At 44.0% G+C, this 12,886-nt stretch carries 12 protein-coding genes; 7 read left to right on the plus strand and 5 right to left on the minus strand.

Features of this window, described 5'->3' with window-relative positions:
• Positions 1-3: 3 nt before the first annotated feature.
• A complete protein-coding gene (locus tag OCT63_RS02010) occupies positions 4-2,262 on the minus strand; it encodes a tetratricopeptide repeat protein (protein WP_269983089.1) in 2,259 nt (752 codons plus the stop codon).
• A 58-nt stretch (positions 2,263-2,320) separates the two neighbouring features.
• A complete protein-coding gene (queF, locus tag OCT63_RS02015) occupies positions 2,321-3,166 on the minus strand; it encodes an NADPH-dependent 7-cyano-7-deazaguanine reductase QueF (protein WP_060468356.1) in 846 nt (281 codons plus the stop codon).
• Positions 3,167-3,297: 131 nt separating this feature from the next.
• On the opposite strand from queF, the gene syd reads away from it, so the two are divergent.
• The 3 genes from syd (at position 3,298) to OCT63_RS02030 (ending at position 6,230) form a co-directional block, all read left to right on the plus strand.
• On the plus strand, positions 3,298-3,843 hold the full coding sequence (gene syd / locus OCT63_RS02020; protein ID WP_060468355.1) for a SecY-interacting protein: 546 nt from the start codon (positions 3,298-3,300) through the stop codon (positions 3,841-3,843).
• A gap of 4 nt (positions 3,844-3,847) precedes the next feature.
• Entirely contained in the window at positions 3,848-4,624 is a 777-nt protein-coding gene (locus OCT63_RS02025) for a Zn-ribbon-containing protein (RefSeq protein ID WP_161679356.1), read from the plus strand.
• A 400-nt stretch (positions 4,625-5,024) separates the two neighbouring features.
• Positions 5,025-6,230: a carbohydrate porin gene (locus OCT63_RS02030; protein ID WP_161673851.1), complete on the plus strand. Its 1,206-nt coding sequence runs from the start codon at positions 5,025-5,027 to the stop codon at positions 6,228-6,230.
• A gap of 96 nt (positions 6,231-6,326) precedes the next feature.
• On the opposite strand, the gene metQ is transcribed toward OCT63_RS02030, so the two are convergent.
• The 3 genes from metQ to metN form a co-directional block, all read right to left on the minus strand.
• Positions 6,327-7,136, minus strand: a complete 810-nt coding sequence (metQ, locus tag OCT63_RS02035) for a methionine ABC transporter substrate-binding lipoprotein MetQ (RefSeq protein ID WP_017056275.1) — start codon at positions 7,134-7,136, stop codon at positions 6,327-6,329.
• Positions 7,137-7,218: 82 nt separating this feature from the next.
• On the minus strand, positions 7,219-7,902 hold the full coding sequence (locus tag OCT63_RS02040; RefSeq protein WP_017060764.1) for a methionine ABC transporter permease: 684 nt from the start codon (positions 7,900-7,902) through the stop codon (positions 7,219-7,221).
• The gene (metN, locus tag OCT63_RS02045; protein ID WP_017056277.1) at positions 7,892-8,926 is read right to left on the minus strand and encodes a methionine ABC transporter ATP-binding protein MetN; all 1,035 of its coding nucleotides are present in this window, start codon (positions 8,924-8,926) and stop codon (positions 7,892-7,894) included. The genes OCT63_RS02040 and metN overlap by 11 nt, the downstream gene beginning before the upstream one ends.
• Before the next feature lie 241 nt (positions 8,927-9,167).
• Here metN and gmhB point away from each other — a divergent pair, with 241 nt between their 5' ends.
• The 4 genes from gmhB to treB all read left to right on the plus strand — a co-directional run bounded on the left by gmhB (position 9,168) and on the right by treB (position 12,839).
• Positions 9,168-9,719 carry a D-glycero-beta-D-manno-heptose 1,7-bisphosphate 7-phosphatase gene (gene gmhB, locus OCT63_RS02050; RefSeq protein ID WP_060468351.1) on the plus strand — a complete coding sequence of 184 codons (552 nt, stop codon included), beginning with the start codon at positions 9,168-9,170 and terminating at the stop codon, positions 9,717-9,719.
• A 117-nt stretch (positions 9,720-9,836) separates the two neighbouring features.
• A complete protein-coding gene (locus OCT63_RS02055; RefSeq protein ID WP_060468350.1) occupies positions 9,837-10,172 on the plus strand; it encodes an MliC family protein in 336 nt (111 codons plus the stop codon).
• Between the two features lie 91 nt (positions 10,173-10,263).
• Positions 10,264-11,208: a trehalose operon repressor TreR gene (gene treR / locus OCT63_RS02060; protein WP_161679359.1), complete on the plus strand. Its 945-nt coding sequence runs from the start codon at positions 10,264-10,266 to the stop codon at positions 11,206-11,208.
• 206 nt (positions 11,209-11,414) lie between these two features.
• A complete protein-coding gene (treB, locus tag OCT63_RS02065) occupies positions 11,415-12,839 on the plus strand; it encodes a PTS trehalose transporter subunit IIBC (RefSeq protein ID WP_048661201.1) in 1,425 nt (474 codons plus the stop codon).
• The last annotated feature ends 47 nt before the right edge of the window (positions 12,840-12,886 follow it).

The raw sequence follows: 12,886 nt of genomic DNA on the forward strand, positions 1-12,886 counted from the left end.
AAATCAGTCATCTTTTAGCATTTTTTTGATGTTGTCCTCATTCTGGTACGACGATTGTATTTTAATTAACCCTTGATTTATCGCATGTTTACACGCTTCTCTTATGTTACCAGTTGCAAGGCTAGCTGCGGGAGCATTATCGATAGCTTTTAGGTATACCCATTGGCTACTGCGCTCTTTTAAGCTGATTTCACGTGCTAGGTTAGTCGACATTAATAGTACATCTAGCAGTTCTTGGTCATTTATCGCGGTATAAGCACGTGGTAAGAACGGGTAGTCAGCGATGCCCATACGGACGATTCGATTGATGTTACGCTCTGGCTCAAAGTGATTAACCCAAGATTGAATCTTCATGAATATTGCTTCTGGTGATAAATCACGGTCTGAGTTTGGTTCAATATAAAGCAGGTTTGAATCAGAAAAGTGGTAGACGCGAGCCGGACCTTCAAGCTTCGATTTAAGGAACTCACCGAAAGCATTTTCTAGTTCTAAGCCTGCTTTATAACCATTCTGTGTGTACATGTTCCGTAGGAAAGGTAAATCAATCATCACGAAGCGTAAACGATCGTTCAGTGGTTCATAAATCAATTCACCCAGTTGCCATTGTTCGAAGGTATGACTGGTTTGTTCTAAGGCGTTAGACAGTTTCGCATTGAGCATTCTTAAATTTGGAAGCTTCGAGCGTGAGTGCGTAAAGAGGTCTGTACGAAGTGAATCCACTTCCTTGGCTAAGGTTTGGATCAGGTAACCTCTACGAAGCACAAAGAAGAACAGAATAATACTGAACAAGAAGAGGGCAAACGATATTTTCTGGAACTTACGATGCTCCAATTTGAACTTATCTAGCTCCTGCTCTTGGCCTGCGTAGTGCAGGGTCTGTTCTGCAAACTCTTTCTGTTGACGGAATGCATCTTCACCAACACGGTTGAGCTGTTGCTGCTCTAAAGAGACAAGACTATTGTATTGCTTGAGGTTTGCTAAGGCTTGTTGAGGGCGACCTGCTTGCTCATAACCTAAAGAGAGTAAGTAGTATGAGCGTTGTGACAGGTGCATGTTCTCTACTTGGCGCGAGATCTCGAGTGCACGCGTCGCATGTTTGATCACATCTTCGCTCTCTTGTAGGTGGTAAGCCAATCCAGCCGAGAGTAGGGCAGCGCGACCTTCCAGGTTTGGAATGTCGGTGTATTCTAACAGTTCAAGGGCACGGGTTAGGTACTGCTCTGCAAGAGGGTAGTTATAAAGACGTAAGTAGGTTGCCGATAAACTTAGACGAATATCAATGACTTGGTAGATATCTCGCTCGGTACTCTCGTGATCAAGGACATTAAAAAAATGCACGAGAGCCAGGTTATATTTACCTTGCAAGAAGTATACATCCCCCATTTGATTAAGCACTTGTGCCAACACCGGTGAGTTTTCAAAGTTGTCATAGAAGTCAGCGGCTTGAGAAAGGTGTTCTAATGCCTTATCTAGTACTTGGCGTTCAAAGAAAAGCTGTGCAAGTAGGCGGTTTACTTTGGCCAAGCGTGCGCTTAGGTTTCCTTCTACTGATTTCCAGTAGCCATACAGCAATTCTGATAGTGCGTGGTTATATTCCTTGTGAGTTAGATAAAACTCTCCGACTGCGATGTGGTAGTCGATGGTAACCTTTTCAGAATAGCGCTGATCTAGATAGGCTTTTGCTTCTTGGTAGAACTTCTCAGCTTCGTCGATTTTGTTGTCGTACGAGGCTATATCGGCTTTCAGCATGATCAAACGATAGGTGATGCCTTCTGCTAAGAGTAACGTTTTATTTTCCGACTCTAGGTTCGCTTCGATGCTAGTAAGTTCAGCTTTCGCTTTGGCTGATTCTCTATCACTGAGCCAGAGTAACTTAACTTTTAAGATTTGAAGATCCAGTTTGAGGTACTCAAGTTTATAGGTTTTTGCGAGCCCAGACGCCTTGTCTATGTGCTGAATAGCAGTAAGACTGTTACCAAGGTTGTACTCTGCTTTTGCTAAGATCTTATAGGCATCGATACTGCTATTTGGTGTTCTAATCGAAGAATCTGTTTCTTCACGAGAAATCGCAGAAGGGCTTTTTTCGCGTTGATCTGAAAGGACACGTAGCGTTAGGTAGCTGTTAGCCATTTTTTTTGCTTGATTTGGCTCGATCTCAACCAAGTTATTGGCTTCATTGAGCAGCGCTGACGAATAGATCGATGCATTAACCGATGTACTTAAGCTTAAAATAAATAGACTAACAACGTATAACCAACGCATTTCAATGTCCCTTTAATAATTAGTTAGGTTCAAGTAAGTGTGGGTGGTTCACGCCTGATTATTGGCGTGCCATACGTTTATTGTGGCTTGGTCTATCTTGCTCAGTTGAACGATATGGGTTGATATCTAGGCCGCCACGACGTGTGTAACGTGCAAACACAGTTAGCTTCGAGGGTTCGCAGTGTTTCATAATATCAGTAAAAATACGCTCAACACATTGTTCGTGGAATTCGTTGTGCTCACGGAAAGAAACTAAATAGCGTAGCAGTGCTTCACGGTCAATTTGCTTACCTGAATACTCGATCTCAACGCTACCCCAATCGGGCTGATTGGTGATTAAACAGTTCGACTTCAATAGGTGGCTGTGCAGTGTTTCGTTGACCTCTTGCTCGCCAGTAGAACCTTCAAGCAATGAGGCTTCGAAATCATAGCTGGTGATCTTGATGTCTTGGTTGTCGATACAGTCACCTTTCATCGTTACGATAGGCTGGTTAGTGTAGTCGGTGACTGAGTTTACATTCACAGTCACCGTCTCGCCTGCACATGCTGACAAATCTTGAGTTAGACGCTCTGTCACTTGATCCCAGTTTTCGAATTGAGTCTGGTTGTAGCTGTTTAAGTACAGCTTGAAAGATTTTGATTCAATTAAATTTGGACTCGTTGCTGGGATGAAAACTTCACCTACGGCCACTTGTGGTAGGCCATTGCTATTTAGCCACGAAAGCTCGTACATCGTCCAAATATCATGACCAACAAAAGGCAACTCACCGTTTAGCGCAAGATCATCACGATTAAGGCTACGAGGTACTGGTTGCAATAAACTTGCATCGTATTGGTTAGCGTACTCAGTTTTTTGGCCTAGGGTTAAACCCGTTAGCTCTTTTGCGTCAGAATATTTGCTCATACTTTCGTTTCAAATTCGATTAGAATGGGGTCGATTTTACTGAATCCCCATAACCCTGTCATTAAGTCATCGCTTAATCGGCACGGAAAGGGTTCGGATTCTATTTATTATTTTGTGTTTAGGAGATTTTCATGACTCAACGTGCTCAAGACGCACTACTTTCTTTTAGTCAGCGATACGTTGACGAGTGGCAACAGCAACACCAAAGTTTACCTCGCAATGAGGAGTTGGTGGACGTGGTATCGCCATGCGTAGAAGAAAAGAGCGGCGACGCCGTGTTATGGAAGCACTATCCACGTGAGCAATTCGCGGATTTCACCAACGTTGAAACCGGCATTGAATTGACGTTACATGAAGACATCAAAACTTTCTACGGTTCGCAATACAGTGCGGATATGAATGCGACCTTTGACGGTAATGAGCTGACTTTATTACAGATTTGGAGTGACGAAGATTTCGAATGCCTACAAGAAAATATCTTAGGCCACCTAGTGACTCAGCGTCGCTTAAAGCTAAAACCTACGGTTTTCATCGCAGCGACCGATGCTGAACTGGATGTTATCTCTATTTGTAACTTAACAGGTAATGTGATTTTAGAGCGCCTAGGCACCAAAAATCGTGATGTATTAGCCGAGACATTAGCAGCGTTTTTAGCAAAGTTACAACCAGCGGTATAAATAGATGTACGTACTAGAACTTCAATTTGAGTGTTTTGATAACACAACGGTAAGTGCAGTCGATAAGGCGGTTAATGGCTTAATGGATGCACTTCGTTATAACGGACAAGTATTGGGGCGTGAATTCCCAATCGTGATGGGTGACGGCGAATTTTATGTTCGTGTTGTCTGCCCAGAACAAGATAGTTTACACCCACGTAACCATTCAGACTTCGTAAAAGTCTGTTTTGAGCGCTTGTCTAACGCGAGCTTACTTGCGCCTAAAATGCGCTTGCTTGGTCGAGACCTTAACTCTGAAGAAGTGGCTGAAGACGAAGCGCCTAGCTGGCAGGTGCTTTACACGACGTTCGTTCATACCTGCTCACCGTTGCGTAGTGGCGATAGCTTATTACCGATCCCTTTGTACCGTAACCCGCCAACCTTCAATGGTGACCATAAAGCGGTGTTGAAATGGCAGACTGAATGGCAAGCTTGTGATGAAGTCCAAATGGGCGGTGGTTGTCGAGCTGAACATGCTACTTTAACCGAGATCAGTGATACTAAAAGCGTGTTGTTCAAACGTGGTTGGGGATTAAGAGGGCGCATCGAATATCTGACTAAGATCCCAACTTACTACTACTTATACCGTGTGGGTGGCGTCAGCTTAAAGGCTGAAAAAGAGCGTAAGTGTCCGCAATGTGGTGGCGAGTGGCTGCTAGATGCACCGATCCACGATATTTTCTATTTTAAGTGTGATGACTGCCGTTTGGTATCAAACATCTCTTGGGATCATCTTAAGTAATCCATAAGCCTAATTAGCGATTCAAGGTATCGAAGTGTTAATCAATACTTCGATACCTATTCTCTCCCTCAATTGTTCTTCCTGTTAGCTTCTCGTTTGTTGCTCTTTTTAACCCTCTATATTGGTCGTTAATCAGTATTTAGCTTGCCAATATTATCGAACCTATTTTTGTCTCTAAATGCGCTCATTCAGTGCTGTATGTCTCTCTCTGTATCCCTCAAATATTCACCGGAATAATCCAACACTCATCAACTTTTCGTTACCTCAATAGTTAACCTGATCACAATAATCAATCAGTTCTCTTTTAATTTATATTCTGCTCAATATAAATGGGATCGATCCCATGGGAATGTTCCCATTTATAAAAATAACGCAATTCTAGATCTGAAAGGAATGGACGATGAAACTGTTACCTATTGCTGCTGCACTCTCTACTGCTTTACTTGCACCTAATTTATACGCTGATGAAACCACGCCATTGGAGTTTAATGGCTACATGCGCGGCGGCGTTGGCCTGAGTAATGAAGGTGGTTCAAATAGTAAATGGGAAGTGAGTAAAGTTGGACGACTCGGCAACGAAAATGACCTGTATGGCGAGTTTGGTTTTAGAAAAGAGGTGTATGCCGAGGACGACGTTTCATTTTTAGTTGATTCCATGTTGTCGTACTGGCAAGGCCAAGATGAGAACGCGGCGGATAAAAGCGTGGATGTAGTTCAACTCAATGTTCAAGCGGTAGGACTTTTTGAAGATAAAGACATTGGTATTTGGGCCGGTGAGCGCTACTACCAACGCCATGATGTACACATCGTTGATAATTACTACTGGGATGTAAGCGGTATTGGTGCGGGTGTTGAACACATCAATATGGGACCAGGTAAATTATCGGTGGCTTTGATTCAAGACACAGTGACAGGCGATGTGTTTGATGGCAAAGAAACCACAGCCATGATTGCTGATATACGCTATGCGGGTATTCCATTGTGGAACAATGCGGATCTTGAGGTCGGCATTGATATGAACTTCGCCAATGAAAAGCAGGGGCAAACAGTGGATGCGGATGACAGCGTAATGCTGACAGCCAGCCTAAATCAAAACCTTACTGGTGGCTTCAACAAAACCATTCTTCAAGTTGCTAACTCTGGTTATGCCGAACAGATGACAACCTTTGGTACAGGTAAGGGGATCGTTCGTGATGCAAACAATAACGATGCGGATGGCTTCCGATTGATTAACTGGGGTGTTCTTGCTATCGGTGAGAACATCGAGTTTGGCCACACGGTTCGTTATGCAGCGTCAACGGGCGTTGGTGCAAATAACAGTGATGATGAGTCGTTCAGTGCAGTAATCCGCCCGCTCTATAAGTGGGATAAGCGTATGCGTACCATTCTTGAAATTGGCGGTTTTGTTGAAACTATTGATAACCAAGATGGCGCGGGTGGCAAGTTTACCGTCGCTCAGGCTTGGGTACCGCAAGTGGGTTTCTGGTCACGTCCTGAATTCCGTATCTTTGCGACTTACCTAAATGATGCTGAAAATGACAATGCTTTCGGTGAAGGTAAAAACAGTGAAATGAGTGTCGGTATGCAAGTGGAAGCTTGGTGGTAAGCCGAGTCTTTCTCGTGAGTTGTCATTAATAAAAAGGGCTGACGCTAAGTCAGCCCTTTTGGGTCTTTGTTATAGTGAGGTGCTAAGTGTCGGTAATTACCAACCTTTAACTAAACCACCTTGGAAAATATCATAAGCAGCGTTGTACACTTCTTCAGTTTGGTAAGCCTTTACGAAGTTTTGTACATTTTCCGCATTTAGGTTCTCTTCACGAGAAACAATTAGGTTTACGTATGGTGAATCTTTGTCTTCAACAAATACACCATCTTTTTGTGGAGTTAGGTTGATTGAGCTTGCGTAAGTTGTATTGATGATAGATAGAGTTACATCATCCAGAGAGCGCGGTAGCTGCGCAGCGTCTAGTTCAACAATCGTTAGGTTTTTAGGATTGCTAACTATGTCACGCACTGTCGCGAGAAGACCGGCATCTTCGCTAAGCTCAAGCAGACCTTGTTGCTCAAGAAGCAGGAGAGAGCGACCTAGGTTTGTTGGATCGTTTGGTACTGCGATACGAGCACCATCTTGAATGTCGTTTACTGATTTCACTTCTTTTGAGTAGCCAGCAATTGGATAAACAAAGGTGTTACCAGCGATAGTCAGTTTGTAACCACGATCGGCAACTTGTTGTTCTAGGTATGGTGCGTGTTGAAATGCATTGATGTCGATAGAACCGTCATCTAGCGCTGCGTTTGGTGTTACATAATCAGTAAAAGTCACTAACTCAACATCCAAGCCGTATTGCTCTTTCGCTACTTTCGCTGCAACTTCAGCAACTTGTGCTTCAGCCCCTGCAATTACGCCGACTTTGATTTTTGAAGTGTCGACTTCTTTATCGCCACAACCTGCTAGTACTAGCGCTGAAGCTGCTGCTGCGATAGTAAGTAAACCTTTAAGGTTAAATTTCATAATAATCTCCTTTTAATAAATCTATTTAATTTGGTTCAGACGACTCTTGGTTTTAGATAGTTTGCGTTTAAACGCTGAGTCTTTATCTGTGGTCAACGCGGCGAACTAATGAATCACCGATTGATTGAATAATTTGTACTAGCACAATCAACATCACTACCGTCACAGCCATGATGGTGACATCGTAGCGGTGGAATCCGTAACGAATGGCAACATCACCCAGGCCGCCGCCGCCCACAGTACCTGCCATTGCTGAGTAGCTCACCAGCGTTACTAGCGTGATGGTGACTGAGTTGATGATCGTCGGTAGTGCTTCAGGAAGCAGAACCTTATTGATGATTTGTGTTGGTGTTGCGCCCATTGACTGAGCCGCTTCTACTAGACCTGTTGGAACTTCAAGTAGTGCACTCTCGATAAGTCGAGCTACGAATGGGATAGCGCCAATCGTCAGTGGAACAATTGCAGCTGTTGTACCGATGAAGGTACCAATCAACATCTTAGTCAGTGGGATAATCGCCACCATCAGCACTAAGAAAGGCACTGAACGACCCACGTTCACAATCGCACCTAGAATCTTGTTTACTTTGGTGTTCTCTAACAGACCACCTTTTTTAGTCGTGTGTAGAATCACGCCTAATGGGATACCGACAGCAAAACCAACAATGCCAGCAACCGCAACCATGTACAACGTTTCGCCTGTTGCGCCTAATAGAAGGTTACCGTTCAGGCTGATCCAGTCAGCAATCTCGTTGAAACTAAAGGACATAACCAAGCACCTCTACTTTTACATTGTTGTCGCGTAAGAATTGGATAGCAGCATTATCATCGGCTTCATTACCGAACAGTTCAGCGACCATCATGCCGAACTTTACACCGCCGGCGTAATCAAGATCAGAGCTTAATATACTGACATCGATATTAAATTTGCGTGCAATCTGCGTCATCAGCGGAGCATCAACCGTTGCGCCCGTAAACTCAAGGCGTACCAGTGGATAGCTGCTGTTTACACGAGTCTCTTGCAGTCGCGCTTGGTAATCTTCAGGAATCGTCAGATCCAGCGTTGAACGAATAAATTGATGCGCCAGTTCTGTTTTAGGGTGTGCGAATATGTCACCCACAGTCCCTTTTTCTACAAGCTCGCCGCCACCAATGATGGCGACTTCGTGACAGATGTTTTTAACCACATCCATTTCGTGAGTAATCAATAGAATCGTGATGCTTAGCTTACGGTTGATTTTTCGTAGCAGCTCAAGAATAGATTGAGTGGTTGCTGGATCCAGAGCACTGGTTGCTTCATCACAAAGCAGTACTTTTGGGTCTGATGCTAATGCACGAGCAATCGCGACACGTTGCTTTTGACCACCACTTAAATTCGCTGGATAAGTATCACGTTTGTCCGCAAGGCCAACAAGATCAAGTAACTCACTCACTTTCGCTTCAATAGCCGCTTTATCTCTACCAGCAAGCTCTAAAGGCAGTGCTACATTGTTAAATACGGTACGAGAAGACAATAGGTTGAAGTGCTGGAAAATCATACCTATGTTACGGCGCGCTTCGCTTAGTTCAGATTTGCTGAGTTTTGTTAGGTCGATACCGTCAACAATCACTTCACCTGAAGTCGGGGCTTCTAACATGTTTACACAACGGATCAGGGTGCTTTTACCTGCACCTGAAGAGCCGATGACTCCGAAGATTTGACCTTGAGGTATGTGGAGGTTGATATCAATTAAGGCATTGATTTCTTTAGTGCCTTGATAAAAAACCTTATTGACTTGATTCACTTTAATCATAGAGAAACCCGTGCAGATAGAACAGAATAATATGTCGATAGCTCGCTCGATTTACAGACGATGCTATGGTGTTCTATGATCTAAGTCAATAGATATTTTTACGTCTAGACGGCTAAACGCAAGAGGTGTTATTTAAGTTGGAAACCGTTTTTTAACAAGTGCAGAAATAAATAGATAGTGATGAAGCAAATAAAGCGTGTAATAATTAATGATTAATAGAGCGTTGATAGAGAACTGAATTTTGTCTAAACCTGCTGTTTTTTTAGATCGTGATGGTGTGATTAACGTTGATCACGGCTACGTACATGATGAGCATGACTTTGAATACATCGACGGTGTGTTTGAAGCGGCGAAAGCGTTTAAAGATATGGGCTATTTATTGGTGCTAGTGACTAACCAGTCAGGCATTGCTCGTGGCATGTTTAGCGAAGACCGTTTTCTTTCTCTGACGCAGTGGATGGATTGGAACTTTGTTGATAATGGTGTCGAACTCGATGGCATCTATTACTGTCCTCACCACGCTGAACACGGCATTGGGGATTACAAACAAGATTGTGAATGTCGTAAACCAAAGCCAGGCATGTTCATTTCTGCTCGTGACTTTCTGAAAATTGATATGGCTAATTCAGTCATGATCGGCGATAAAGCTGAAGACATGATGGCAGCAGAGGCGGCAGGAGTTGGCACTAAAGTATTGGTGAGAACCGGTAAGCCCATTACTGAAAAGGGTGAAGCGCTAGCTAGCGTAGTACTTGATAGCATTAAAGACGTACCTGCTTTCTTAAAAGGCTAAGCGTTTATTTGCCACATAAGGTATTTACCTATGACTAGGCACTTAATTATCAATAAGGTTTTCCTAACCTGAGACTAAACTAAGTGTTATTGATCATATAAAGATGAGGAACGAAGTATGAAAGCTATGTTGGTAGCATCTCTATGTACGGTAGCATTGGTCGGGTGCTCTAAGTCAGCGGCCCCCGATAGTGAAGCATCGAATAATCAATTCATGACTTATCAATGTGAGTCGGATGTTTCGTTTGACGTCGCTTACCTTGATAATGAAAAAGCGGTACTTCGTTTGCCTGATAATGAATATCGTCTGACTCAAGTACCGGCAGGTTCAGGAACCAAATACATCCTAGACGATGGTACTGCAGAGGTAATGAACAGCATCACTTTGCGTACTAAAGGTGACAATGCACGTCTCGAACTTGGTCGTGTTGTGTATCGAAATTGCAATAAGTAAGTCATAGTAAGAATGACTAGGATTTATATACAGTTAAGTGAGGGTGTCTACCTTCACTTTTTCTTCTCTTCTCTTTAACGTTAGACTTTTTATGAGCAAAAAACTCACTATTCTCGATATTGCTAAGCTGTCCGGTGTTGGTAAGTCAACCGTATCTCGCGTTCTGACCAATGATCCTAAAGTAAAACCAGAAACCCGTGAAAGGGTGGAAAGAGTAATTCAAGAATCTGGGTACACGCCTTCAAAGTCTGCGCAATCAATGCGTGGTGGCAGTCAAAAAGTCATCGGCGTGATCATCTCTCGTTTAGATTCTCCTTCTGAAAACAAAGCCGTTAGCACTATGCTAACTGAGTTGTATCGAGCGGATTACGACGTGGTGATCATGGAAAGCCAACTTGATAGGGACAAAGCCAACGAGCATCTTCAGGTTCTTAAGCGTCGCAATGTAGATGGCATCATTGTGTTTGGCTTTACGGACTGTGACATTCCAGCGATAGAAGCGTGGGAGCACAAAGCCGTGGTTATTGCTCTGGATACTGAGAACGTAACGTCGATTAACTACGATAACCAACAGGTTATTGATCGTGCTCTCGCGCATCTATCGGATCAAGGGATCTCAGATGTCGGCTTTATTGGTGTTGATCCTAGTGATAAATCAACGGGTGAGCTTCGTCTTAAGGCTTACCTCGATTGGTGTGAAAGCACCGGAGTGATTGCGAATTATCGTACTGGTCAACTTCATCATGAAAGCGCTTATCAGCTGGTGGATGAGATACTGACTCCTGCGACTCAAGCGATTGTGTGTGCCAGTGACACATTGGCTCTTGGCGTGATCAAACGTCTACAAGAGCGACAACGCGAAGATGTAGTTGTGACAGGCGTTGGTGGCAACACTTTGCTCTCTTTTTTGTTTCCTCGTGTATTTAGCATTGATCCCGGCTATCAATCTGCAGGTAAGTTGGCGGCTAATCTATTGATCTCTCAGCTTTTAGGCAATTCAGAGATCTCTCATCACACCCAATCTCCGATTCTATAATCCACTCAATTAAGCGAAATCGAACCGCTTAGATTAAAATTAGAGTGTGATCTCTTTCAACTAATGGGACTGTTCCCATTTTAATTTATCATTCATGCGGGCATTATAGTAACCGTAATTGGGAATGTTCCCATTGGTCTAGATCTTGAGTGGTTGTTGCTACATGGTTTAGATGAGTAATTGAATGAAACCAGGGGTGGGGTAGTATGAGTAAGATAGCGAAGCAAGACGTTGCGCGTCTTATCGAGTTAGTCGGTGGCAAAGAAAATATTGCGAGTGTCAGCCATTGTCTGACTCGACTGCGTTTTGTATTGAACGATACAGAGCAAGCGAACAAAGCAGAACTAGAAAAGCTGAAGCTGGTAAAAGGCTGCTTTACGAACGCAGGTCAATTCCAAGTCGTGATTGGCACCGAGGTTGATGAAGTGTACGCTCTTCTGATTGAGCAAACGGGTAAAGAGGCATCATCAAAAGATGAGTCGAAGCTTGCTGCTCGTCAGAACATGAACTTCCTTGAGCGTGGTATCTCCCATTTAGCCGAAATTTTCGTACCACTGCTGCCAGCCATCATTACTGGTGGTCTGATTCTTGGTTTCCGTAATGTGATTGGCGACATTCGCATGTTCGACGGCAAAACCCTCGTTGAAATCAGCCAATTCTGGGCAACCGTTCACTCTTTCTTGTGGCTGATTGGCGAAGCGATTTTCTTCTTCCTACCGGTTGGCGTGTGTTGGGCGACGGTTAAGAAGCTTGGCGGAACCCCAATTTTGGGTATCACGCTCGGTGTGACCTTGGTTTCCCCGCAATTGATGAATGCTTACATGATAGGTAAATCGGTACCTGAGGTGTGGGACTTTGGCTTGTTCGTGATTGAGAAAGTTGGTTATCAGGCACAGGTGATCCCTGCGATGTTAGCGGGCGTAGCTCTGGCGTTCATTGAGACTAACCTCAAGCGTATTGTTCCTTCTTATCTGTACCTTGTTGTTGTGCCATTTGTATCGATTATTTTGTCTGTAATTCTAGCGCACGCTTTCATTGGTCCATTTGGCCGTATGTTAGGCGATGGCGTGGCATTCGCGGCTAAAGCGGCAATGACGGGGGATTTTGCGATTCTTGGTTCAGTGGTATTTGGCTTCCTATACGCACCTTTGGTTATTACGGGTATTCACCACACAACCAACGCCGTCGACCTACAACTGATGCAAGACTTAGGTGGCACACCGATCTGGCCTTTGATTGCGCTATCAAATATTGCACAAGCTTCAGCGGTTGTCGGCATCATCATCTTAAGCAAACGCGAAGGCGAGCGAGACATCTCTGTTCCAGCAGCAATCTCTGCCTACTTAGGCGTGACGGAGCCTGCGATGTACGGCATCAACCTTAAATACAAATTCCCAATGCTGAGCGCAATGATCGGCAGTGCTGCAGCGGCGGCAATCTGTGGTAGTGCCGGTGTGATGGCGAATGGTATCGGTGTTGGTGGTTTGCCGGGCATCTTATCGATTCAACCGCAATATTGGTCTGTTTACTTAATTGCGATGCTGGTGGCGATTGTACTACCCGTCACGTTAACACTGTTCTTCTATAAACGAGCACAGATGAAAGGCGAGCTAGAAACCGCCAACGCGTAATGCATTAAATAAGCGATGACTCCCAAGTGAGCCATCGCTTTTTCTTT

The organism is Vibrio sp. RW (assembly GCF_027587105.1).
Classification (GTDB): Bacteria; Pseudomonadota; Gammaproteobacteria; order Enterobacterales; family Vibrionaceae; genus Vibrio; species Vibrio toranzoniae.

What these genes read in the sequence shown, in the direction of transcription:
- syd (WP_060468355.1), top strand. Translation starts at nt 3,298, where the DNA reads ATGACTCAACGTGCTCAAGACGCACTACTTTCTTTTAGTCAGCGATAC.
- metN (WP_017056277.1), bottom strand. Translation starts at nt 8,926, where the DNA reads ATGATTAAAGTGAATCAAGTCAATAAGGTTTTTTATCAAGGCACTAAA.
- OCT63_RS02010 (WP_269983089.1), bottom strand. Translation starts at nt 2,262, where the DNA reads ATGCGTTGGTTATACGTTGTTAGTCTATTTATTTTAAGCTTAAGTACA.
- OCT63_RS02030 (WP_161673851.1), top strand. Translation starts at nt 5,025, where the DNA reads ATGAAACTGTTACCTATTGCTGCTGCACTCTCTACTGCTTTACTTGCA.
- OCT63_RS02040 (WP_017060764.1), bottom strand. Translation starts at nt 7,902, where the DNA reads ATGTCCTTTAGTTTCAACGAGATTGCTGACTGGATCAGCCTGAACGGT.
- queF (WP_060468356.1), bottom strand. Translation starts at nt 3,166, where the DNA reads ATGAGCAAATATTCTGACGCAAAAGAGCTAACGGGTTTAACCCTAGGC.
- treB (WP_048661201.1), top strand. Translation starts at nt 11,415, where the DNA reads ATGAGTAAGATAGCGAAGCAAGACGTTGCGCGTCTTATCGAGTTAGTC.
- metQ (WP_017056275.1), bottom strand. Translation starts at nt 7,136, where the DNA reads ATGAAATTTAACCTTAAAGGTTTACTTACTATCGCAGCAGCAGCTTCA.
- OCT63_RS02055 (WP_060468350.1), top strand. Translation starts at nt 9,837, where the DNA reads ATGAAAGCTATGTTGGTAGCATCTCTATGTACGGTAGCATTGGTCGGG.
- OCT63_RS02025 (WP_161679356.1), top strand. Translation starts at nt 3,848, where the DNA reads ATGTACGTACTAGAACTTCAATTTGAGTGTTTTGATAACACAACGGTA.
- treR (WP_161679359.1), top strand. Translation starts at nt 10,264, where the DNA reads ATGAGCAAAAAACTCACTATTCTCGATATTGCTAAGCTGTCCGGTGTT.